Here is a 23,021-nt window from a genome sequence, read left to right as displayed (position 1 = left end):
TATAGCTTACGAAAATTTCTTTTGTGCAAAACAGACTTTTTCATAATCTAACCCGATGTACAACCCTTCTGTGAGATTTCCGCGTCGATGTCCGGTTTGCAGGGCAGCATATCGTCGTCGTACGCCCCAAAAGCGGCATTCCTTATGCTCTGGATGGCCTGTGCGCCCATCGGCAGGTTCTGCTTGGCAAAGGAAACGTCCATGGCGATCTGATAAGCTGCGTTGCTCATGGTCTGAGATATAACCGGGACGGCCAATGTGTTTCGCCGAATGTTTCAGCCGAAGCGCAATGTCTACGTCTCAAAAGTTGGGCCTGCCGCGAAAAAGATGGGCTCATTTTTGTTTTCATGGGAGACCAGTCTCTTGCGGCGACGACCGCGCTTCCTGATTTTCCAAGGGTGAGAGACAGGCGCTATCGCACGCGGCGTTTCGGGCAGGTGGTGAACTGTCATTACAGTTTCATGCATGAAAATCTGATGGATATGAATCATCAGGTTTTGCACAGTCGGTTGGTCGGGAAAATGAAGCCTCGGTTCCTCGGAATGGATCACGGAGAGGATTTTGTGGAGGCCCGCTACACCTTTGCACGAACCGGCGGCAAACAGCCTTTGAGCGAGGCGCTGATCTACGGCCAGAGACGCCGTGATGGTCGGGATTTTGCCTACCGGGATGTCATGACCATCAGGACACAATATCCTTACCAGATCCTGCGTATTGAAACGCAAGGGATTGAGGAACCCGTGATGGAGTTATGGATCTCTTATGTGCCGCAGGATCGTGAGGAGTTGACCAACCGTGTTTTCGGTCTGTTGTCGATCAAACGACTGAAAGTGCCTTTTTTACTGGATATTGCCTGGCCAATACTGGTCGCATTCACGGAGCGCGTCTTCTTTGAAGATCGCGAGATTGTCGAGCTGGAGCAGGCTGCATGGAAAGACCTCGGTGGAGATCACAATCGGGAAGTCTTCCCGGTTATCAATCAACTTCGTGATCTGCTCAGGCGATGTGGTCAGGCGCCAGAGAGTGTAGAAAAGACGGCCCCATGAGATTGCCTTTTATCGCGCCACCTTCCCATGCTTTTCATCCTTTGCTGGAAAAGATCATTTTTCTGGCACCTGATCGAACCTGTGTCATTTCTTTGCTGGGGACAGATGCAGCTTTACCTGAAGAAGAACAATTGCAGCAGAATGGCTATGATCTTTTCCAGATGACTGTTTCCAATCTACCAACAGACCATCAGATGCGTGGTGACTATCTGGAAGCACATTTCAGGCCGCTTCTCGATACAGCGATAGAAATGGCGATGGCGCTGACTGACAGGCCAGCGCACGTGCCGGAAGCAAGTTACGTGCAAACCTATATAGCGGTTCAGAATCTGATTGGTGCACAGAAAGCTGCGATGGATCTGTATTGTCGTGTGCAAGTTGAATTTATGATTTCTTGAACAGTGTGAACCTGAAGAGACAGATCATGAGTAATGTCATAGATTTCCCCACCCAGAATGGGGCAGGCAGGCCCTATCTGGCGGCAAAAGATCTCACAAAAGAACAGTGCCGTTTTATTCTCTCTCTACCGATAAGCGGCGAGTATGGCATCCCCATAGCGGATCGCGGTGCCATTCGCGGATCATTGATATTGATGGGATATGTCGCAGCCGGATTTTCCGTACGTTGGGGCAGTGCTGCTGCTCGTCTCACCAGTCGAGGACGAAGCATGCATCGGGAATTGATGTCTGGTAAAAATCATTGGTGAAGTGGAATAGGATCTGAATAGAATAAAGCGAACACTTGTCATTTGAATGCTGTCTTGAATTTCGAATTAAGAAACTATGCAATATTGTCAGAACTGAAATTAGGCGATCACTGATAAAACAATGTCGGTTTTTTGGACGTCTGAAACGATTTTCTTAAGACCGACATGACGGCGAAAGCGGGAGATCCGCTTAGCGCGCAGCAACCAAACTGGACTTGCAACGGTTTTGTGCCGGTCCGTGGTAAATTTTGCTATGTTTTTAGCAAGAATAGCTGCATCGCTGATCGTTGAAAAAAGGAATGAAACATGCCGGACACACAAGAAGGGAAGGGGCTAAAATTTTTCTGGGGTAAGGCTCGTCCGGCATCAGTCGGCTTGGGGGAAGACTCTTCAATACATCCGCTTATCGCGCATATGCTGGATGTGGCGGCAGTAGCAATTCTTTTGCCCGGTAGTCAGCGGTTAGGGTTGGACAATCGCCAGTTGGGGATGCTGGTCGCTTTGCATGATATTGGCAAATTAACGCCAGCTTTTCAGGCAAAAGTTCCGGAGTGCTGGCCAGAGCTGGCATTGGGAGAGTGTCCTGATGAAGTCGTGGCATCACGTCATGACGTGGATGGCGTATTATTTCTTGATCGCGTTTGCCGAGAGGAACTGGCGCCGCTATTTGGCACTGATTCCGAAGGGGAAGGCTGGCTGCTTTCGGATAAAAGGCGGTTATGGCGTGCTGTGGCAGGGCATCATGGACAGCCAGTCTCAGTAAACGATTATCAAACTCGTGCTTCTGATATTAAGCTATCGACACCATATGCTCACAAACTTGTTAGTCTGTTATTTGATGTTTTTCGTCCTCCTCCTATCAAGCCTTATCATTCATTAGATCATCTACTCCAGTTGGAATGGCAGTTAGCTGGGTTGACGGTTCAGGCGGATTGGATTGGTTCACGGCAGGAATGGTTTCCATATGTCAGGCCGGATGATGTTGATGATCTTTCAGGCTATTTTTGGAACAAAGCCCTTCCTCGTGCTCAAAGTGCGATTGTGCATGCGGGGCTTGCTCCCGCAAGCATTTCACCATTCCAAGGCATTGCACATTTGTTTCCGCATATCAGGACGCCTTCGCCAGTTCAGGCGCTGCTGGACGTTACGTCTCTTCCTGCCGGACCAACTCTGGTGGTGATTGAGGATATGACGGGTTCCGGCAAAACTGAAGCGGCGTTGGTGGCGGCGCATCGGCTGATGGCATCCGGGCGGGGCGTGCATGTTCCCCGCACACGCGGGGATGAACTGGTGAAACCCTTACTCTAGTGGAAAAGGCATGGGGGTTACCGAGCAAGTGGGTAATCGGTATAGCCTTCTGCCCCCTGCGTGTACCAGGTTTGGATATCATCCTTATTCAGGGGAAGGTTATCTTCCAGACGGTGCACCAGATCCGGATTAGCTAAAAAAGGTCGGCCAAATGCAATGGCATCGGCAATACCGGTTGCGACCGTTTCAATCGCTTCGTCCCGTGTGTAATCCTGATTCAGAACCAATGGTTTTGTAAAAACTTTGCGGATCGGAGCATGCAGCTTCGGCTGATCGGTCTTGCCAAATGTGCCATGAGGGCCGGGCTCGCGCAGTTCGAGAAATGCAATATCGAGATCGTTCAGAAGCTTTGCGGCGGGTACGAAAACCTGCTCGGGATGGCTGTCGATGCAGCCTTGTGTATTGCCATTTGGTGAAAGCCTGACAGATGTTTTGTCCGCGCCAATCGTAGCGATTACTCGTTTCGTGACTTCATGCAGAAAGCGAATACGGTTTTCAGGAGAGCCACCATATTCGTCAGAGCGATGGTTGGTGCCGTCTCGCAGGAATTCATCAATCAGATAACCGTTGGCTGCGTGAATTTGTACACCGTCAAAGCCAGCCTCCAGTGCATTGCGGGCGGCTTTTTCGTAATCATTCAGAATACGGGCAATGTCATCCTTGGTAAGGGGCCGGGCAACTTCGGGAGGCTGCTTGCCATTATATGTATGAAGTGGCTCAGGTGCCTTTGTTGCTGAGCAGGATACAGGTTGCTGGCCCGTTACACTGGAATGCACCATGCGGCCCATGTGCCAGAGTTGGGCCACAATCTTTCCGCCCTTTGCATGCACTGCCGCAGTAACGGGCTTCCATGCTTCCACTTGCTCTTGTGACCACAGGCCCGGCGCATAGGGCCATCCAAGACCTTCTTGGCTGATTCCGGTTGCTTCCGAGATGATCAGACCAGCGGTGGCACGTTGCGCATAATACTCGGCCATAATGGGGGTTGGAACATGCTGGCGGGTGCTTCTACCGCGCGTTAGCGGTGCCATGAGAATTCTGTTTTTAGCGTAAATGCTTCCCAATTTAATCGGTTCAAACAGGCTGGGCATGACATTATCCTTCCTAAAAAGCGCAGTTCTTATGAGTTGGGGAAATCTCTCGTTGATTACAACATGGCGCTAGTCTCGAAGCGATGCTGTCTGAACTTGTAGATGGATGCTCGTTCCATTTTAATACAATTCTAAAGTATTAAATTTTTTCATATTTCCGAAGTTGGAGAGAAACGCTTGCTTCATAACAGCGTTTTTACATGAAAAATAAATAATAAAATTTTGTTATTGTTATAATTATCAACGTTAACTGCTGCCAGCAGGAAGTTCTAGAATTGGAGAGAGCAGGGTTATCTTCCTACTTTTTGCCCAATCTGAAAAATGTGGGTTACTCTGTCTGCCAGATACCGAGCAGATAGGCACCGACACAGCAAAACTGTACATGCTGTAACTGGATATTTCAGACCACACAATTTTTGTAACATTTCTAGTTCAGGAACAGCGCGACAATCAGTGCAATATTCATTTCAAGGGGCCGTATTCTCAACATCACCCCAGCCGCCACACGTTTCTACCTACCGGATCATGGCCTCTACTCGGCCATGAAAGGCACAACCGAAGTCATCTCACTCTGCATGGCGAAGGAACTGGGGAAATGAGTTAGTGAAAAAATCACATTTAGCAAGCCAATGGTAACATCCAGATAGACCATCTGTATTGATACAACACAATAGAGTATACAGAAAATACACATCTAAAAGGACCGATTACAGAATGAAGATCATCAGAACCGCCGTGGCCATGGTTATTATTGCCAGTACGGGTGCCTGCACATCTACAGGTAATGCTTCCATAAAACATACAACACTTACGGAAGTTAACCAGAATATTCATGATGGCATGACAACTTCATTCCAAGTACATCAAATTTATGGTGAACCGGGGCAGAAAGGTTACGAAAACGGCTATGAGTTCTGGGTTTATAGTTTTACGGTCGGGAGAGAAGATGGTCTCTCAATAGCTCAGGATGTTGTTGGTCTGGGTATGCTTGGAGCAAGAACAAACAACAAAAGCAAAACACTTACTATCGTATTCAACAATGGTATTGTGCTGAACCATAGTTTTTCCACTGCGAATTTTAGCTCCAGTAGCGGAATAAGACAGTAGCATTGTGAATTTATTTTTGGGGACACACAAAGGAAAATCGTGCCTGCTGCGCAGTATCGTAGATGATACAAGTTTTGGCTGTTTTCTTTAAAAATATGAGCCACAGAAGCAATGTGACATGTGCTGTCTGTAAATACGAATTGTCGAATATGATAAAATGCTCGTATTTTCTTTCACGGCTCACAGCAGCATATGCATGATCAGGAAACCGGTAGCTTTCATGGCCCCTTCAATATTTAAGCCACATCACGTGCAAACACTCACAAACATAGTGCTTTCATCCCATGAATAACCAACCGGTTTCCGATACGCAACGCCGCTTGGTGATGCTTTGCGCTGTGCTCGGAATTGTATTGGGAGGGCTAGATGGCGCCATTGCCAATATCGCCCTTCCTACCATTGCACGAGATCTTTCATGTAGCGAAACGCTGACTGTCTGGATTGTTAACGGATATCAACTTGCTGTTGCGGTCAGTTTGCTACCTGCTGCGGCATTGGCTGAATCTCTTGGCCTTAAAAGAGTATACGCTTTTGGTCTCGCGCTGTTTACTGCGGCTTCTCTGGCTTGTGCGCTTTCCGGGTCCATCGGTCTTCTTGTTGGTTCACGCGTTTTACAAGGCGTTGGTGGTGCCTGTATGGCAGCGTTAAGCGGCGCACTTGTAAGAAGCGTTTACCCGCGAGAATTTTTGCATAAAGCCTTCGCAACAATTGCACTTGCAGTTGCTATTTCAGCCGCTACGGGCCCCACATTGGCTGCTGCGGTTTTATCTGTTGCTACTTGGCCTTGGTTATTCCTGATCAATCTACCAATCGGCCTTATAGCGGTTCCACTTTTCCTCCGGGTGGCACCACACAGCCCACGCCGTTCATTTACATTTGATTGGCTGGGCGCTTTGCTAAATGTTGGTGCTCTGGGGCTCGGTGTTCTTGGTGTTGATGCGCTTGGGCAGAAAGAGCCCAGATGGGCGGGTATTGAGATTGGAACAGGCTTTTTGTGCGCCGTTATGCTGTATATGCAGCAGCGCCGCCAGAAGGCCCCTATGCTCCCCCTTGATCTTCTAGCCATCCCCCTGTTTTCGCTCTCAATCCTCACATCTGTTTGTGCCTATGCAGCACAAATTTTAGCCTATGTTGCTCTGCCATTTCTGTTTCAAACAGTTATGCATCAGTCTGCGGTTACAACTGGCTTGCTTGTTACGCCTTGGCCGTTGCTTGTTGCCGTGGCCGCACCTTTTGCTGGCCGGTTGGCAGCCCGCCACCCTGCATCTGTTTTAAGCAGTATTGGGCTGACTATTCTGGCGGCTGGATTAACCATGTTGAGCATTATGCCTGCGCACCCACCATTTTGGGATGTCGCTTGGCGAATGGGGTTGTGCGGCATTGGGTTTGGTTTTTATCAAACACCCAATAATCTTACAGTCATGACTTCTGGCCCGACAACGCGCAGTGGCGCGGCCAGTGGTATGTTAGCTGTTGCGCGTACGATGGGCTGGGCGCTGGGCTCAGCTTTGGTGGCACTGGTTTTTGGTTTGTCAGATGGAAGTTCTGGGGCTGTTCATTGCCTAGAACTGGCAACAGGATTTGCCTTTACCGGTGCTCTTCTCAGCGTTTCTCGCCGTGTTATCCGAGATAAGCAATAGCACCAAAAAACAGAAGAGGTTATGAAAGCCAGATAATAAACCACGCTTTGTCCGTGAGGATCGGTTATTGAAGACTGTGAGCATTTAGATGAGTGCCTAGAAACGCCTTATGAAAGACCTCTGGATACTGTAGCTGGGGTGTATGCTCTTCATTGGGAAATTCAACCAGTTTTGCATTAGGAATGGCGGATGCCGCTGCCCCGCCAAGTTCAGGGTAATGCCTCAACTTTGCACTTACGTTAGAAGGCGCGCTATCACTCCCTATTGCGGTCACATCCTTGTCCCCGATCATCAAGGTTGTAGGGGATTTGAGGCGTGGCAGCTCATAGATAACCGGCTGTGTTGCGGTCATGTCGTACAGCAAAGCAGAATTCCATGCGACAATATCGGCATCAGGCCTCCGGTACATGCAGGCAAGCTGCCCGAAACTGAACTGATAGGCTCGTGGCTTACTGGACTTTCAAAACCCAATCTGGTTTGGAGCAATAACCCGATATCCTCGATTAGTAAGAACATGAATTGTGTTTTCCCATGTTGCTGTACAGAAGTTTTTACCATGCAGAAGCACAACCACCTGTTCCTTAGGATGCCCCGGTTAGATATTCATGTAAGCCATGTGTAATGTTTGTTGCTGGGACTGAAACGAAAACTCTCAAACAGGCCATGGGTATGAAAAACCCTGTAATTCAGAACCATAAACAGAAGTATCCTGTGGGGTAGTAGCTAATTTTATGAAGAAACTCGACTTTATTAAATAGCAGTTTGGAAAACGTTCTCTTTTTATGCTGCTAAAGTCCAAGATCGGAAAGCTCAGGATGATCGTCCGGCCGACGTCCTTGGGGCCAATGAAACAAGCGGTTTTCTGCTTCGATATGTAAATCATTAATTGATGCAAAGCGGCGGAGCATCAGGCCATCGGGGTTAAACTCCCATACCTCATTGCCGTAAGATCGAAACCACTGTCCCGCGTCATCATGCCATTCATACGCAAAGCGAACAGCCATGCGGTTGTTGCGAAAACCCCAGAGTTCCTTGATGAGACGATACTCATGCTCTGTTTTCCATTTGCGCTTTAGAAAATCTACTATTTCATTACGGCCATGAATAAATTCCGTTCGGTTGCGCCATTGACTATCTACAGTATAGGCCTGTGCCACTTGTTCAGGGTTTTGGGAGTTCCAAGCATCTTCGGCAAGGCGGACTTTGCGTGTTGCGCTCTCGATATCAAAAGGTGGAAAGGGCGGTCGTGACATAGTGGACTCCTGATCTGATGCAGCATTTAACGTTGCTACAGCACAGTGTTTGAATTCACAGGTTATCTAGTGAGTAAGAATTATAGTCTGAACATGGATGTTTTGAAAAAGAATTTATTATTTATATGTATTTCATTTTACGGGAGCAATTTTTGCTGCGCATACAACACAGGAAGCGCCGATGTTATATGCCTGTCCAAAATGACAATGCAGAGGTCAAGTTGATGTGCTTACATCAGGCAGGAAATTTCTGTTAGTTTTGGCTGGTTATCTGAAACCTGTTTTCAGTTTTAATAGGGGTGTTTTATGTTTACTTGCGTCGGCTACGCTGCCTCCAGCGCGACTACTCCGCTGGCTCCTTTTACCTTCCAGCGTCGTGATTGCGGCCCTCTCGATGTGCAGATTGATATCACCCATTGTGGTATCTGCCATTCTGATATTCACACTGTTCGGAGCGAATGGGGCCCTGCGTCTTATCCATGTGTGCCCGGGCATGAAATCATCGGGCGAGTTGCTGCCGTGGGTGTGGATGTTACGCGCTTTAAGCTGGGTGAGTTGGTGGGTGTGGGGTGTATGGTTAATTCCTGCCAGACATGTGCTTCTTGTGAAGCCGGGTTAGAGCAATACTGCGATGCCGGACCAACGTGGACTTACAATAGCCCAGACCCGGATTTTCCCAAAACGGATGCCTATACGTTTGGTGGATATTCACGCGCAATTGTGGTGGATGAACGTTTTGTGCTGCGCGTACCAGAAAATTTGGATCCGGCTGCCGCAGCGCCTTTGCTTTGTGCGGGCATTACCACATGGTCTCCGCTGGCGCATTGGAAAGTGGGGGTTGGCCATAAGGTTGGCATTGTTGGGTTAGGTGGGCTTGGCCATATGGCAGTAAAGTTTGCTGTGGCACTGGGGGCGGAAGTAACGCTTTTCACCACCTCTGCAAATAAGGTGGAAGATGGCAAACGCTTGGGGGCTCATCACGTAGTTATTTCGCGGGATGCAGAGGCCATGGCAGCAGAAGCCAACCAGTTTGATTTTATTTTGGATGCTGTTTCTGCCGAGCACGATATTAATGCCTATCTTGCGTTGCTTAAGCAGGACGGACACATGGTTCTTGTTGGTCTGCCAGAAAAGCCGATGTCTATAGGCGCATTCAGCCTTGTGGCTAAGCGGAGAAGCCTTGCGGGTTCAGCAATCGGTGGCATTCAGGAAACACAGGAAATGTTGGATTTTTGCGGCAAACACAATATTACAAGTGATATCGAAGTTGTGCGCGCAGATCAGATTAACGAGGCCTATGGGCGAGTTTTGCGTTCTGATGTAAAATACCGCTTTGTTATAGATATGGCTTCTATGCCGAACAGTGCTGCAGCCTAACACGAGGGCATTACAGCTTTCGTGCAGCATAGTTTTGCAGCTATTTTTCTACGGGGCCAGATCATGATGGCCCCGTAGATGCGGGATGGATACGATATTTCTAAAATCTCACATCCGCTTTTAAGTAGTAAAAACCACCATTAATACCAAGTTGTGATGTGCTCATGTAATACTGAGGCACACCGAGGTAGCGGTTACTGTCTGGCACGCGTGAGGGAAGGGCATTGAACAGGTTGTTTGCCCCAAGCGTAAAGGACAGTTGCGGCATAACCCGGTAGGTAATGTCCAGATTAGTTACAAATTTGGGCGTGTTATGGAATTGCGTAAAGGAATAAGCGCTTACGCTGGCGCTATTGGTTGGCCCTGTATAGTCAGTAAGTTCTGAAGTGGTTTGCCCCCAGCGTATTTCATGCACGCCTACAGTCCATTTGCCATCACTGCTGGTAAAGCGGCCACCCCAGATCATTTTGCTACGTGGGTAAGCTGTTGTGATGTAGGCAATACTTTGGGCCGTAAGCAGAGGCGTGCCATCTGCTGCGTTGCTTTGGTGTGTCAGGCGCGTGCGGTTCAGGTTGATACCCACATCCCAGTCAATACGGCCTATTGTAGGGCTTAATTCCGTTGGATACGTGGCGGTAATATCCAGCCCTTGCGTGCGCGTGCTGGCCACGTTTGCAAACCAGTGAGTGGAAAGAGAACTGCCCCACGTGGCGGCATCAGCCGGAAGTGTAAATCCGTTCATTTGCAAGGCAGAAAGAGCATCCGTACCATATACGTTACCGCCCGGCAGAATCTGATCGCGTAGGTTTATCTGGTAAACATCTGCCGTGATATGCAGCCGTTTGACGGGCTCAAGCACAATACCGCCAGAAACATTGGTGGAGCGTTCTGGTTTAAGCGCACTGGCGCCATTTGCACGCGCACCAGGTGAGTTTGCTGCAATAATGCCGCGAGCCGCTGTGGGAGAAACAGCAACAGCACTGTAATATTCTTGCGCCAATGTGGGGGCATGAAACCCGTTTGATATTGTCGCACGGAGGCCAAGCCATGGCAGAGGATCATAACGCAGCGCTGCCTTGCCTGTTTCCGTATCGCCTACATCTGTATAATGTTCGTAACGGCCCGCCAGATCGAGTTGCACGTTCTTGGCAAGATGAGTGGCAATATCAATATAACCACCAATAACATCGCGGCTATAATTGCCTGCATTGGCAGCTACTGTGCCCTGCAATGCATCAGACCCGCTACTATAGGTGGAATCTGGAGATCCTGTGCCAATGCTGTAGCTTTCATAGCGATAGGATGCACCCCCAGCTACGTTGATAGCATACGGCCAGCCGGGAATATGGAAGGCCTTGCTGAGATCAAACGTGTTGCTCCATTGCTCATTATTGTAGCCCTGAGCATTAAAATTTGTAGGTGTGCGGCCTGTATCTGTTGAAAGGGCAAGATTGGCTGAATTGGCAATTCCGATCCGGTCATAATCACGCCCGTAAACGGATGACAGATCCCAGTGCCAGTTATCAATTTCGCCACGTAGGCCTGCCGTTACTTCCCAATCATTTTCATCCATTGTCATGACAGGGGAATAACCATTTGGATAAATGGCGGCGTAAGCCGGGTAATTATCCAAAGAGCTGGCTGTCCGATAATTCTGGAAGGATTCAGCATGGCGGTGCGCATAGGTGGCTACCGCATAAGCTTCCAGATTATCCAGTATATGATATCCGGCTTTTACAGCTACAGTCTCGCGCGTTTGTTCAGGCTGGCCTAGAAGTTTGTTGATTTTTGTGTTCGTGCGCAGGTCTGGCGCACTGCGATATGTGTGATCTTCATGCACATAATCACCGCTGACATGGATATACCCGCGATCTGTCAGCTTTGCGCCACCATCCATGTAAATGCCTTGCTCAAACCCATCCTTTGAGGCCGTGATGCCCGTAAGGGATTGGGCATGAAAGCCATGATCCTGCTTTTTAAGAATGATGTTCACCACACCAGCCACAGCATCTGACCCGTACTGGGCTGATGCGCCATCTCGCAGAATTTCAACATGATCAATGGCAGCAAGTGGAATCATGTCTACATCAACAGGCGTACTTCCCTGTTGAGGGCCGGGGTCTGCATAAATATTGGCTGTGGTGTGCCGACGCTTACCATCCACAAGCACAAGAGTTTCATTCGGGCTTAGCCCGCGCAGACTGAAGGCCGATGTAAGGGCTCCTGCATCGTAACCACTGGTTGGCATGGTTAAAGAAGGGGCAAGTTGGGTGAGTGCTTCACGGAGGGAGGGCATGCCTGTTTCTGAAAGCTGGCGTGCCGTAATGATATCTACAGGCGAAATACTATCTCGTGCCTTTTTGCCAATTTCACGGGTGCCAGTCACAATAACAGCTTCAGTACCGCCAGTTGCGGGTTGTGCAGCAACAGGATGCGGATCGGATACTGTTAATTGCCGGGCGCGGGAGGTCGAAGGGGCTTTTTTCCCTGTGGTTTGATGCTGTTTAGGTAAGGAGCTGCTTTCATTCTGGGCATGTACCGGTTCAGCCAATAAGCAGAATATGGAGGTTGTTCCCAAAAAGAGAGGGCGTGTGATGTTAGCTGGACGAGCCATGATCGAACGGGATGAACGCACAATAAGCTCCTAAAAAACGCATAGAATTCATATACACGATCATATAAGTAGATTAATGTTTTCAACATATTTTTTGTATTATATGGAGGAACTTTAAATTTGTGGCGGATTTGCAACATTTGAGAGAACACACTTTGGTACGTATAAACTGTTTCATTAGAAATAAAGGCGGTCTGATTGTAGATCCTATTTGTGAACGCTTTATTATTGCGGGTAGAAGAATTGATTCTGAACTTAAAAATCTTGCATCGTGCCAATAATTTTTGTCTGGCTTGGAGACCAACCATTATGATTTTGTTTTTGTAAATCTTGCAGATGCATTTACCCTACTTTCCGTAACGATGCTAAGAGAGCTTGGCGCGATATTATTGATCCCAAAACAAAGTTACGATTTTTACCTGAGATGCAGTTGGAAGCAGGAATGATCTATTTGCAGGAAACGCAACTTAGCGCTGCGGCACAATATGTCAGTGATTTTATAGTTAATAAAATAACAAAAACAATTTAAGAAAATATATATTCATTGTTCTGTTGATATTCTTGGTAATTGGGCCAGATTACGCGCAGTTACGCCCCTCCATATGTAAATTTGAGCTTCCCTATTTACGCTCAGCAAGGGTTACGCAATAAGAGGCCTCCGGTTTTGCTTATTCCATTTAGTTATCTGAGGCCCAATGATCCGTCTTGACACTATCAGCAAGTACAATGGCCATCGTGTCATTTTTGTCGATGCCTCTGCTTCGCTCCAAAAAGGTGAGAAAATCGGGTTAGTCGGGCCAAATGGTGCCGGTAAGACAACACTATTCCGTCTTATTACAAAAGAGGAAGAGCCCGATGAAGGGAATGTCTTGATTGATCGGGGCATCACAATCGGTTTTTTCAATCAGGATGTGGGGGAGATGGCCGGCCGCAGCGCTGTGGCAGAGGTTATGGATGGTGCTGGCCCGGTTGCCGAGGTTGGAGCTGAACTGGCCGAGCTGGAGGCCGCGCTAGCAGATCCAGAACGTTTGGATGAACTGGATGCCATTCTCGAACGGTTTGGCGAAGTGCAAGGGCGGTTTGAGGAGTTAGGCGGCTATGCGTTAGATGGCCGCGCGCGCGAAGTTCTGCATGGATTAGGCTTTAGCCAGGAAATGATGGACGGTGACGTAGGCCGTCTTTCTGGCGGGTGGAAAATGCGTGTGGCACTTGCGCGTATTCTGTTAATGAAACCAGACGTCATGCTGTTGGATGAACCAAGCAACCATCTTGATTTGGAAAGCCTGATCTGGCTGGAACAATTTCTGGCTGGTTATGATGGCGCTTTGCTGATGACCTCGCATGACCGTGCTTTCATGAACCGCGTTATCAATAAAGTAATTGAAATTGATGGCGGTGTGCTCACCAGTTTTTCAGGTGATTACGAGTTTTACGAACAGCAGCGTGCCTTAAATGAAAAGCAGCAGCAGGCTCAGTTTGAGCGCCAACAGGCTATGCTGGCCAAGGAAGTGGCATTTATCGAACGTTTCAAGGCACGGGCTTCTCATGCTGCACAAGTGCAGAGCCGCGTTAAGAAATTAGATAAGATTGACCGTATTGAGCCACCAAAACGCCGCCAAACGCTTTCCTTCACTTTTCCTCCTGCTCCACGTTCTGGTGATGTTGTTGTTAACTTGCGTGGTGTGGATAAAGCATATGGCAGCCGAGTGATTTACAAAAACCTTGATCTGTTGATCCGTCGGCAAGAGCGTTGTTGCGTGCTGGGTATCAACGGGGCAGGGAAATCAACTTTGTTGAAGCTTGTTACCGGAAGCACAGAACCAGATGCTGGCACGGTTACCCTTGGTGGTAGCGTCAAGATGGGATATTTTGCGCAGCATGCCATGGACCTATTGGATGGTGACCGTACTATTTTTGAAACTCTCAATGATGCTTTCCCGCTTGCATCTCAAGGATCATTGCGGTCATTAGCGGGAAGTTTTGGCTTTTCTGGCGATGATATTGATAAATTATGCCGCGTTCTTTCCGGAGGGGAAAAGGCACGTTTGGTTTTGGCATTGATGCTGTACGATCCGCCGAACTTTTTGGTGCTTGATGAACCAACAAACCACCTTGATATCGCAACCAAGGAAATGTTGATTACAGCTTTGGCTGATTATGAGGGCACAATGCTCTTTGTTTCCCATGATCGTCACTTTCTAGCTGCTCTTTCCAACCGTGTTCTGGAACTTACACCAGAAGGGCTTCTCCGTTACGATGGTGGATATACGGAATACGTTGCGCGAACCGGACGTGAAGCTCCAGGACTGCATGAGTAATGCATTATTCAAACTGAATTTGGATTTTATTCCGACCTAGTTCGGCCCGTATCTTCTTTTACAGATTTCCAACCATGAGCTTACCATGGTTTCTGTAAGAAGTGCGGGCGATTGTGCTGCCCTGTAGCGCAATAAGAGTAGATGAGTTGCTAAATAGGTAGAAGATTGGAAGAGTAAGTTTTTTCGGTCCATGTGAATAAAAATCTGTTGGCTGCATGAGCCGCGTAAGAGAATGAGTTAATCTTTTCACATATTTTTCAAAATATTATGGATATTCATTGTAGTAAATGCATCAAAACATAAAGAAAATATCTTATTTATTTTAGTATCGTATCGGTTTTCTTATAAAATATTTGTAATCATTTCCCGTTTTTGAAACTTTACACAGACCGAGAGGTTTTGTGTCTGGCGGCTAGATTAAAAGACCGTCTCATCTCAAAAAAAGGAAGAGCGCAATGGTCAATCAAGGCGGCAGCCATGAACAGCACGTAAAAGCTGGTGAGCAAAGCCATAAAAACACCGGTAGCTCGCATACTGAAAAGAATGCGGGTGAACATAGCTCTGGCACGCGGGGCGGCACGCATGAACAGCATGTAAAAGCTGGTGAGCAGAGCTACAAAAATACAAGCACATCGCACGATGAGAGGAACACGGGCAAACATAGTTCTGGCACACGGGGCGGCACACATGAGCAACATGTTAAAGCTGGCCAGCAGAGTCATAAAAACACCTGACTTCGTGCTAAATACTGGAGGCATCAGCAAGATTGCTGGTGCCTCTAGGCACGGCATGTTTGGATACAGGTAGAAGAAAGAATAGTGTTTCCATTTGGGCGATGTTTAGAAGGACATGTCAATGTTGTCCGATTGATGGAGCTTTATGGTAAATCAGAGCAACGCCATGAATTTGCTTAGCGCCTCCGAAGCGGAATATTAGCAGGCATTTGGGTTACGGATGGCGCCCCCTTGTTATGATCAAGCAAGCGGTACAGGTGCCTACGATTTTACAGATGTTGTTATTTCTCCAGATTGTATTCTTGCCTCAGCCGGAGACTATTTACGGCAATCCGCATGAACGCCAATGCGAAATAATTGTCTGGATATCACCTCAAAAGCATCATCAATATATTTATCTTGCGCGATAATTCTCTGTTTTTCCAAAATAGGTTTTGTCGGTAGACAATATAGAGAATACATAAAGCCGGATTATCAGGATCTTCTGAAGACATAATGATACGCCTTGTCAAAGAAGATTAAGGTGATTTTTTTAAACATATCAGAGGCATAAAAGTTCAATTTAATATTTCATGGCTCTGATAGCGATGGACACATAATATTTTAAAGTATTGTGAGAATTTACAGTCTCTTGGTCATCATGTTCTACTTTATTTTTCATTGTAAAGCAGGAAATTAATTGATTATGAGAATTTAGCATACGGATACATCTTGGTTTTCTGAATATTTTGCTGATTGATGAAAGAATCTAAGGATGAGTTTTATCGTAAAAGTTAAGTGGATATATGTATAATTACATTATTTACTCATGGTTTGCGTGGCAGGTATATAAGGAAAACTTGACATTTTTGTCTATTTTAATTTGACAATTATGAATCTGCATTTTTTATATATAGTTAAATAATTTATGTTTATACGTTATTTCATGAAAACAATAATGTATTATTTATTTATATTTTAATAAAATAAAAATAATAACTTTAAGATCAGTATATTAACAATGGTAAAAACTAAAATAAATAAAAATGGAATATTTATTATAAGTATAAAATTAGAATATTTTAAGTATTGTTACTTAAATGAAATGTAATAACAAAAATAAAATTAAATTAATTGACTCGAATCAATTACAAGTGCGTGAGTTCATATATATGTTGCGCAGTTCGGATAGAATAAATTCTAAGGAACTTCATTTTGCACGCATTCACTGCTCTTTTATCCGGCCTGTTTGGTGCGTGTCCGGAAATGGCTCTGTTTCTTGCGCTGGTTATAGGGTGCTGGATTGGACGCTTTCGTTTCGGTTCGTTCCAGCTTGGTGGTGTGGCAGGCTCGCTTCTGGCGGCCGTGCTTATTAGCCAAGTGGGCGTTCATATTGATTCTGGCATCAAGAGCGTTCTGTTTGCTCTTTTTATCTATGCTGTAGGCTATCAAAGTGGCCCGCAGTTTTTCCGTTCCTTGGGGCGGCAGTCTCTTAAGGAAATTCTGATGGCTGTTGTGCTGGCTATTACGGGGTTAATTACCGTTGTAGCTGTTGCGCGTATATTCCATCTTGATAAAGGGCTTGCTGCGGGGCTTGCTGCAGGTGGGCTTACCCAGTCGGCCATTATTGGCACGGCAGGATCATCATTGGAAAAAATTGGCCTGCCGCTTGCGCAGGTGCAGCAGCTTCAAGGCAATGTTGCTGTTGGATATGCCGTAACGTATATCTTTGGTTCCATCGGGCCTATTCTTCTATGCGTTAATGTTCTGCCATGGTTCATGAAGCGTGGTATCCGTGAAGATGCCATCCGTGCTGAAGCCGAACAGGCAGGCGGTGTGCATGTTATGGGCGAGGGTGAGGTTTCTGCTTTCCCTAATCTTGTTGGGCGTGCGTACCGTTTAACACAGTCTGATCTGACTGTTGCAAGCGTGGAAAGCATGGCCGCTGGCGTTACGGTAGAGCAGGTGCTGCGTAATGGTAAACCAGCCGGAGTAGGGGCTGACACGCCGCTATTGCCGGGTGATCAGATTTTGCTTGTTGGGCAGCGTCCAGATGTTCTGGCCGCTGGGCAGAGCATCGGGCAGGAAATTGGTGAAGTTCCGGGGCTGGATCTTTCCCTCATTCGCCGGGATGTTGTCTTGTCTCGTAAGGATTTTGTAGGAAAAACTGTTGATCAATGCGTGCAGTCTCTTTCTGCTGCTGTGCGCCATGGTGTTTACCTTGTTGCGCTCTCCCGCGCTGGTAAGGCCGTGCCTATTACGGGCTCCATGCAGGTGAAAGACGGAGATATTGTGACGTTGCTTGGCACATCAGCAGATGTGCAGAGGGCAGCAGCCCAAATTGGCACAATCCTTCTTCCCAGTATCAAAACCGATCTTGTTTTCCATTCTCTGGGTGTAGCCCTTGGTTTGTTGATTGGTTTGGGGGTGGTGCATATGGGGTCTGTTCCGCTTACACTTGGCAGTGGTGGCGGAGCTTTGCTGTCCGGGCTGCTGTTTGGTTGGTATCAAAGCCGACATCCCGTTATGGGGAATATGCCGCAAGGGGCCGCAACTTTTCTGGTAGATTTCGGGTTGGCTGGCTTTGTGGCTGTAACTGGTTTGCAAACGGGCCAGCAAGCCATTGCCACCATCATGCAGCATGGCATAACGCTCTTTCTCTTGGGCGTGGTTGTTACACTGGTGCCACTTATTCTTACCATGTTCTTTGGGCGCTATGTGTTGCGCTATAATAATACGGCCATTTTTGCAGGTGCTCTGGCTGGCTCTCGCAGTGCCAACCCTGCTTTTGGTGAAGTGCTGAACAAGGCGGGTAATGCTGTTCCCACCACACCCTTTGCCATTACTTACGCGGTTGCAAACGTACTGCTTACGCTACTTGGACCACTTGTGGTCGCATTTTCCTGAATACTGAAAAAAAGGAAACGTAATAATGACACTCGACTATTCGAAGTTTCGTGATCTCAGCCCATTTGAACTCAAAGATACGCTTATCAGTCTTGCTTCATCAAAGGCTGATCGCGTTATGCTAAATGCAGGCCGGGGGAACCCCAACTTTTTGGCAACACTTCCACGTGCTGCTTTTTTCCTGCTTGGACAATATGCTTTGGCAGAAGCGCGCCTGTCTCTTTCCTATCTGTCACCAGGGCTTGGGGGCACGGTACGGATTGAAGGTATTGAAGCACGCTTTGATCGCTTTATTGAAAGCAATGAAGAGAAAGAAGAAGCTGCACTTTTGGGGCATGCCCTAAGTTATGTGCGTGATCAGATGGGGCTGCCTGCCGATACATTTCTTGTTGAAATGGTGGAAGGTATTCTGGGCTGTTACTATCCAACTCCCCCACGTATGCTGACACTGAGCGAGAAAATTGTTGGCCAGTATGTGCTGCGTGAAATGGTGGGGGGCCGGATATCTCTGGATTCCACAGATTTTTTCGCAACAGAGGGCGGCACGGCGGCTATGGCCTATGTGTTTAATTCGCTCAAGCAGAATGATCTGATCAAAAAGGGAGATAAAGTGGCTATCGGTATGCCAATCTTCTCTCCCTATATCGAAATTCCACAGCTTGAAGAATATGGCCTTGAAGTTGTGCCTGTACAGGCAGACCCTTCTCTGGATTGGCAGTATCCGGAAAGCGAGTTGGAAAAGCTGCGTGATCCAGCAGTTAAAATGTTCTTCTGTGTGAACCCCAGCAACCCGCCATCAGTCAAAATGAATGATGCATCGCTGGAGAAAATTGCATCCATTGTTAAAGATCGTCCAGATCTGATGATCCTGACAGATGATGTCTATGGCACGTTTGCTGATGGTTTCCGCTCGCTGTATGCAATCTGCCCGCGCAATACGATCCTTGTTTACTCCTTCTCTAAATATTTTGGGGCAACGGGGTGGCGTCTCGGCGTTATCGGCATGCACAAGGATAACGCGATTGATGCACGTTTGGCGCAGCTTCCGGCAGATGCAAAAGCAGCACTGGCAAAGCGTTATTCCAGCCTGACCACAGATTCTGCTGATCTGAAGTTTATTGACCGATTGGTGGCGGATAGCCGTGCTGTAGCACTTAACCACACGGCGGGCCTTTCTACGCCACAGCAGGTTCAGATGGTGCTTTTCTCTTTGTTTGCACTCATGGATCACGAAGGCCGTTATAAAGCTACACTCAAGAGTGTTATCCGCCGTCGAGAAGCTGCGCTCTACCATGAACTAGGTGTGGCGCCATCAGAAGATGCAAACGCGGTAGATTACTACACGCTGATTGATCTGGAAGACACCTGCCGTGCTCTGTATGGCGAAGACTTTGCTCAGTGGATGCTCAAGCGCGCCAGCACAGGTGAAATTCTGTTCCGGATTGCAGATGAAACTGGTATTGTGCTGCTTCCCGGCGCAGGGTTTGGAACCACACGCCCATCAGCCCGTGCATCTCTCGCCAATCTGAATGAATTCCAGTATGCCGCAATTGGTCGTTCATTGCGCAAGATGGTTGAGGAATATCATGCTGAGTTTGTGAAGACTCAGGCGTAATGAACGTTGTGTCTGGAAGGATAAGGTTCTTCTTTCGGTAGGTTTGGTTTTTTAACGATGAGAAAGAGAGGTAAGGGCATTCCCTTATCTCTCTGTGTCGGAAAGAGTGTTCTTTTATGGTTTCTGTGCGCGGCCTGCCTATTCTTGCTGCAATTTTGGGAGTAGCTTCTGTTATGCCTGTTTTTTCCCACGCAGAAGGGGCCAGTGCACCTCCTGTTGCGCATAAGCAGGTTTCCTTGCCACGTGTGCTTGTGCTGGCTACAGGAGGCACAATATCCGGTAAGGCCGATACCCGTTCTGCTATTGGCTATGATGCTGGTGCCGTAGCTGGTGAGCAGTTGATTGCAGGTGTGCCAGGAGTTGAAAAACTGGCCCAATTGCAGGTGGAGCAGATCTCCAACATCGCTTCTCAGAACATGAACAGTCAGGTCTGGTTTAAGTTGGCTGAACGTATTCGGCAAGCGTTTGCCAATAACGAAGTTGATGCCGTTGTGATCACTCACGGAACTGATACGATGGAAGAAACGGCCTTCTTCCTGGATAATGTGATTGGGGATGCACGCCCGGTTATTTTAACTGGAGCAATGCGGCCGAGCACGGCCATTAGTGCAGATGGCCCCGCTAATATGTATGAAGCCGTAAAGGTAGCGGCAGACCCGCAGGCCCGCGGAAGAGGCGTTCTGGTTGTGCTGAATGATGAAGTGCAATCTGCACGTGGCGTGAGCAAAATGCATACAACTGCGCTACAAACATTCCACTCACCTAATCTGGGCCCAGTGGGTTATGTTGATCCAGCAAGCGTGCGTTTTGTTGCTCCAGCCAAACCTCAGCAGCATCTCGATTTACCGGCAGATCATACATTGCCACGGGTGCAAATTGTATATGCCCACGCAGATATGGATGCCCAGCAAATTGATGATGCCGTAAAAAATGGGGCTCGGGGTATTGTCATTGCAGGTATGGGGGATGGAAATGTCTCAACAGATGCCTTGGCAGGCATAGAACGCGCCACAAAGTCTGGTGTGATTGTTGTGCGTTCTACCCGCGTAGGCAACGGTTTTGTAAACCGCGATGTGGAAGTGGATGATGATCACTACGGGCTTGTGGCCTCTATGGATTTGAACCCACAAAAGGCACGGATACTTTTGCAGCTTTTGCTGGCTAATGGAAAAACCTCAGCAGCAGATATTCAAAAAGCTTTCAGCGCAGGCTTTTGAGCAGAAAGAACTCAGCAGGATGAGTAAGTGAATGAGAGTACGCCTTAAGCAATGGGCATATGCAGGTGGCAAGGTTTCCGTAAGAAAAGCGTTTGTCTGCTTTCTTGCATCTGGTGGGAGCTTTGCATCCGCCCATGCAGATCAGTGGTATACAGGCTCGCTCGTTTCCCCTTCCGGCACAACGCGGGAAGGGGTGCTGAATGTTGAACCTTATTATTCCTATAGCCAGCCCTTAGGGTCTTTTGATGCGCATGGGCGGGCAGAGCCTGCATCTCACCCTATGCAACGCATGTTTTCCAATTCAACTCTTTGGAAATACGGGATTTCTCAGGATTTCAGCATTCAAGTCCATACCATTGTAGATTATGGATGGAAACATGCAGATGGCCATTCTCATGGCCCCAAAACAGGTGATGTGCCTGTTGATCTTATCTATCGTTTGGTGCGGCCTAATCCTAAACGTTACATTCCGGCGTTTAACCTGTTTGCAGGCATGATTTTTCCTACAGGGGATTACAAAAAACTTGGTGATGCACAGGACGGAGTAGGGAGTGGTGCATACGTTTTCCGCTTTGCCTTGACTGAGCAATCTACTTACACATTACCGGGCAACCATGAACTGCGCCTGCGTGTATGGAACTGGTTCCGGCGTGCTGTAACATCAGCTAAACTTACGGATGTGACCAGTTATGGCACAGCTCACGGGTTCCGTGGTCGTGGTCAACCGGGAATGAGCGGCCAGACGGGTTTTTCATTAGAATATGGTTTAAGCCAGAAATGGGTTCTGGCCATGGATCTTGCACGAGACTGGTCTAATGGGTCTACGCTTCGTGGGCATGATGGTAATGGCAATTACATCCATAAAACAGGAACATCCGGAACGGATTGGCAAATTGCTCCTGCGTTTGAATATAACTGGAATGCACGTTGGGGGGTTATTGTGGGCTCGGCATTTTATTTTGCAGGACACAATAAGAGTATTCAGGTTTCTCCACAGTTTGCAGTCAATGCCATGTTCTGAGGTTAGCTTTGTAAGATTTTTGAGTATTGCTTTAACGCGAGCAGAATTTTTATAGGTAACACTTGTAATGACAAGAACAATGGTGGATGCCGTGTTCTTGTCTGCGACCTGCTTTGGTGATTTTAACCAGATACCTGTCATAACAATTCAATGATATTTTGTTGCTGGATGCTCATTTCAACGTGAGAATTAAAAAATCTCAGTATATGTATTATTGAGAATAATTTGCATTATCCTTATGTTGCATCCCCTTATCAGGGAGGGTTTACGGTAATGTATTTTAGAAAATTCTGGAGATATGGAAAAAGGAAGAAAGACGTTTCTAAACCTGTGGAATTACCCTCTGAGATAGAAGCTATTCGCCAGAAAGCGTTGCGTGGGTACCATTTGGAACAGGTATTATGGGGTAAAATCCTTTTAGACAGTGTATATTTACCTTCAGATCCCGAAATGGCGGTTATATGGTTTCGCATGGCTGCTCAGGCAGGGTATGGGCCAGCACATAACATGCTGGGGCGTTGTTATTATTTTGGCTGGGGATGTACCCAAAGCCATCAGAAAGCCATTACCCATTACACTTTAGCGGCAAAATTACATGATAATTGGGGGCGCTATAACCTGGCGATCATGACAATGCGGGGTATTGGCATGCCGCAGGATCTTCCGTCTGCATTTGCGCTTTTTCAAGAAGGAGCCCAAGCTGGGCACGCAAAGTCCATGAATATTTTAGCAAGATTTTACGAAGAGGGGTGGGTTATTTCTCGAGATAAGAAAAAAGCGATCACGCTGTATAAGCAATCGGCACAAAAAGGTGATTACCGAGGCCAGCACAATTACGCGGTATGGCTGGCAGAGCAAGGGCATATTGAAGAAGCAATGTTATGGTGGCAGCAAGCTGTACCGCAAGCCACATTAGATGTTTTGCTTGCAATACAAGATATTACGCAACATTTGCAACACAGTTCAATTTATAATTTGAAAAATATGATAGAAAAAAGAATACGTTCAAATAAAAATAATAATTAATAAAATATATTTTTCCAATTGAGTGCGAATATTAATATATTTATAGGAATATAGATATCATA

At 47.2% G+C, this 23,021-nt stretch carries 17 protein-coding genes and 3 pseudogenes; 16 read left to right on the top strand and 4 right to left on the bottom strand.

The genetic code is table 11. From position 1 onward, the window contains the following. Positions 1–83 precede the first annotated feature (83 nt). The 4 genes and pseudogenes from FKW31_RS04960 to FKW31_RS04945 all read left to right on the top strand — a co-directional run. A pseudogene (locus FKW31_RS04960) lies at positions 84–1,046 on the top strand (Rieske 2Fe-2S domain-containing protein); the annotation flags it as partial. Further along, positions 1,043–1,444, top strand: coding sequence for a hypothetical protein (locus FKW31_RS04955; protein WP_193562044.1), 402 nt, complete (start codon positions 1,043–1,045; stop codon positions 1,442–1,444). The pseudogene FKW31_RS04960 and the gene FKW31_RS04955, both read left to right, overlap by 4 nt. A 26-nt stretch (positions 1,445–1,470) precedes the next feature. Further along, positions 1,471–1,752 (top strand): hypothetical protein, encoded by a 282-nt coding sequence (locus tag FKW31_RS04950; RefSeq protein ID WP_238332745.1) that lies wholly within the window; start codon positions 1,471–1,473, stop codon positions 1,750–1,752. Positions 1,753–2,058: 306 nt separating this feature from the next. Beyond that, on the top strand, positions 2,059–3,060 hold the full coding sequence (locus FKW31_RS04945; RefSeq protein WP_150177971.1) for a CRISPR-associated endonuclease Cas3'': 1,002 nt from the start codon (positions 2,059–2,061) through the stop codon (positions 3,058–3,060). 17 nt (positions 3,061–3,077) lie between these two features. Here the strand turns inward: FKW31_RS04945 and FKW31_RS04940 are convergent, their stop codons facing one another. Then, positions 3,078–4,151 carry an alkene reductase gene (locus tag FKW31_RS04940; RefSeq protein ID WP_150177970.1) on the bottom strand — a complete coding sequence of 358 codons (1,074 nt, stop codon included), beginning with the start codon at positions 4,149–4,151 and terminating at the stop codon, positions 3,078–3,080. Between the two features lie 436 nt (positions 4,152–4,587). Here FKW31_RS04940 and FKW31_RS16655 point away from each other — a divergent pair. From FKW31_RS16655 to FKW31_RS04925, 3 genes and pseudogenes are all read left to right on the top strand, one after another. Continuing rightward, positions 4,588–4,747: pseudogene (locus FKW31_RS16655) on the top strand (3-oxoacyl-ACP reductase); the annotation flags it as partial. A gap of 118 nt (positions 4,748–4,865) precedes the next feature. Further along, positions 4,866–5,258 carry a hypothetical protein gene (locus FKW31_RS04930; RefSeq protein ID WP_150177969.1) on the top strand — a complete coding sequence of 131 codons (393 nt, stop codon included), beginning with the start codon at positions 4,866–4,868 and terminating at the stop codon, positions 5,256–5,258. 284 nt (positions 5,259–5,542) lie between these two features. After that, positions 5,543–6,898 (top strand): MFS transporter, encoded by a 1,356-nt coding sequence (locus FKW31_RS04925; protein WP_150177968.1) that lies wholly within the window; start codon positions 5,543–5,545, stop codon positions 6,896–6,898. Positions 6,899–6,962: 64 nt separating this feature from the next. Here FKW31_RS04925 and FKW31_RS16340 read toward each other — a convergent pair whose 3' ends face one another. Together FKW31_RS16340 and FKW31_RS04915 are read right to left on the bottom strand one after the other, a co-directional pair. Then, positions 6,963–7,307, bottom strand: coding sequence for an alpha/beta fold hydrolase (locus FKW31_RS16340; protein WP_238331206.1), 345 nt, complete (start codon positions 7,305–7,307; stop codon positions 6,963–6,965). Positions 7,308–7,686: 379 nt separating this feature from the next. Further along, the gene (locus FKW31_RS04915) at positions 7,687–8,151 is read right to left on the bottom strand and encodes a nuclear transport factor 2 family protein (protein ID WP_150177967.1); all 465 of its coding nucleotides are present in this window, start codon (positions 8,149–8,151) and stop codon (positions 7,687–7,689) included. 306 nt (positions 8,152–8,457) lie between these two features. On the opposite strand from FKW31_RS04915, the gene FKW31_RS04910 reads away from it, so the two are divergent. Further along, the gene (locus FKW31_RS04910; protein ID WP_150177966.1) at positions 8,458–9,528 is read left to right on the top strand and encodes an NAD(P)-dependent alcohol dehydrogenase; all 1,071 of its coding nucleotides are present in this window, start codon (positions 8,458–8,460) and stop codon (positions 9,526–9,528) included. A gap of 100 nt (positions 9,529–9,628) precedes the next feature. Here FKW31_RS04910 and FKW31_RS04905 read toward each other — a convergent pair whose 3' ends face one another. After that, entirely contained in the window at positions 9,629–12,142 is a 2,514-nt protein-coding gene (locus FKW31_RS04905) for a TonB-dependent siderophore receptor (protein WP_089179167.1), read from the bottom strand. A 695-nt stretch (positions 12,143–12,837) separates the two neighbouring features. Here FKW31_RS04905 and FKW31_RS04890 point away from each other — a divergent pair. From FKW31_RS04890 to FKW31_RS04855, 8 genes and pseudogenes are all read left to right on the top strand, one after another. Further along, positions 12,838–14,460 carry an ABC-F family ATP-binding cassette domain-containing protein gene (locus tag FKW31_RS04890; RefSeq protein ID WP_089179166.1) on the top strand — a complete coding sequence of 541 codons (1,623 nt, stop codon included), beginning with the start codon at positions 12,838–12,840 and terminating at the stop codon, positions 14,458–14,460. 455 nt (positions 14,461–14,915) lie between these two features. After that, positions 14,916–15,194: a hypothetical protein gene (locus tag FKW31_RS04885; RefSeq protein ID WP_150177965.1), complete on the top strand. Its 279-nt coding sequence runs from the start codon at positions 14,916–14,918 to the stop codon at positions 15,192–15,194. A gap of 96 nt (positions 15,195–15,290) precedes the next feature. Continuing rightward, positions 15,291–15,525, top strand: a pseudogene (locus tag FKW31_RS16335) (acyl-CoA dehydrogenase); the annotation flags it as partial. Between the two features lie 863 nt (positions 15,526–16,388). Beyond that, positions 16,389–18,080 (top strand): aspartate-alanine antiporter, encoded by a 1,692-nt coding sequence (gene aspT / locus FKW31_RS04875; RefSeq protein WP_150177964.1) that lies wholly within the window; start codon positions 16,389–16,391, stop codon positions 18,078–18,080. 25 nt (positions 18,081–18,105) lie between these two features. Beyond that, a complete protein-coding gene (locus FKW31_RS04870; protein WP_150177963.1) occupies positions 18,106–19,695 on the top strand; it encodes a bifunctional aspartate transaminase/aspartate 4-decarboxylase in 1,590 nt (529 codons plus the stop codon). Between the two features lie 116 nt (positions 19,696–19,811). After that, a complete protein-coding gene (locus FKW31_RS04865) occupies positions 19,812–20,912 on the top strand; it encodes an asparaginase (RefSeq protein WP_150177962.1) in 1,101 nt (366 codons plus the stop codon). 31 nt (positions 20,913–20,943) lie between these two features. Next, positions 20,944–21,933 carry a transporter gene (locus tag FKW31_RS04860; RefSeq protein WP_006117246.1) on the top strand — a complete coding sequence of 330 codons (990 nt, stop codon included), beginning with the start codon at positions 20,944–20,946 and terminating at the stop codon, positions 21,931–21,933. 273 nt (positions 21,934–22,206) lie between these two features. After that, complete coding sequence (locus FKW31_RS04855) at positions 22,207–22,959, top strand: tetratricopeptide repeat protein (protein ID WP_238332744.1); 753 nt, start codon at positions 22,207–22,209, stop codon at positions 22,957–22,959. The last annotated feature ends 62 nt before the right edge of the window (positions 22,960–23,021 follow it).

The sequence above is a fragment of the Acetobacter sp. DmW_136 genome (assembly GCF_008690365.1).
Classification (GTDB): domain Bacteria; phylum Pseudomonadota; class Alphaproteobacteria; order Acetobacterales; family Acetobacteraceae; genus Acetobacter; species Acetobacter oryzifermentans.
The sequence above is the reverse complement of the archived record's forward strand: the minus strand, read 5'-3'. Positions and strand labels throughout refer to the sequence as shown.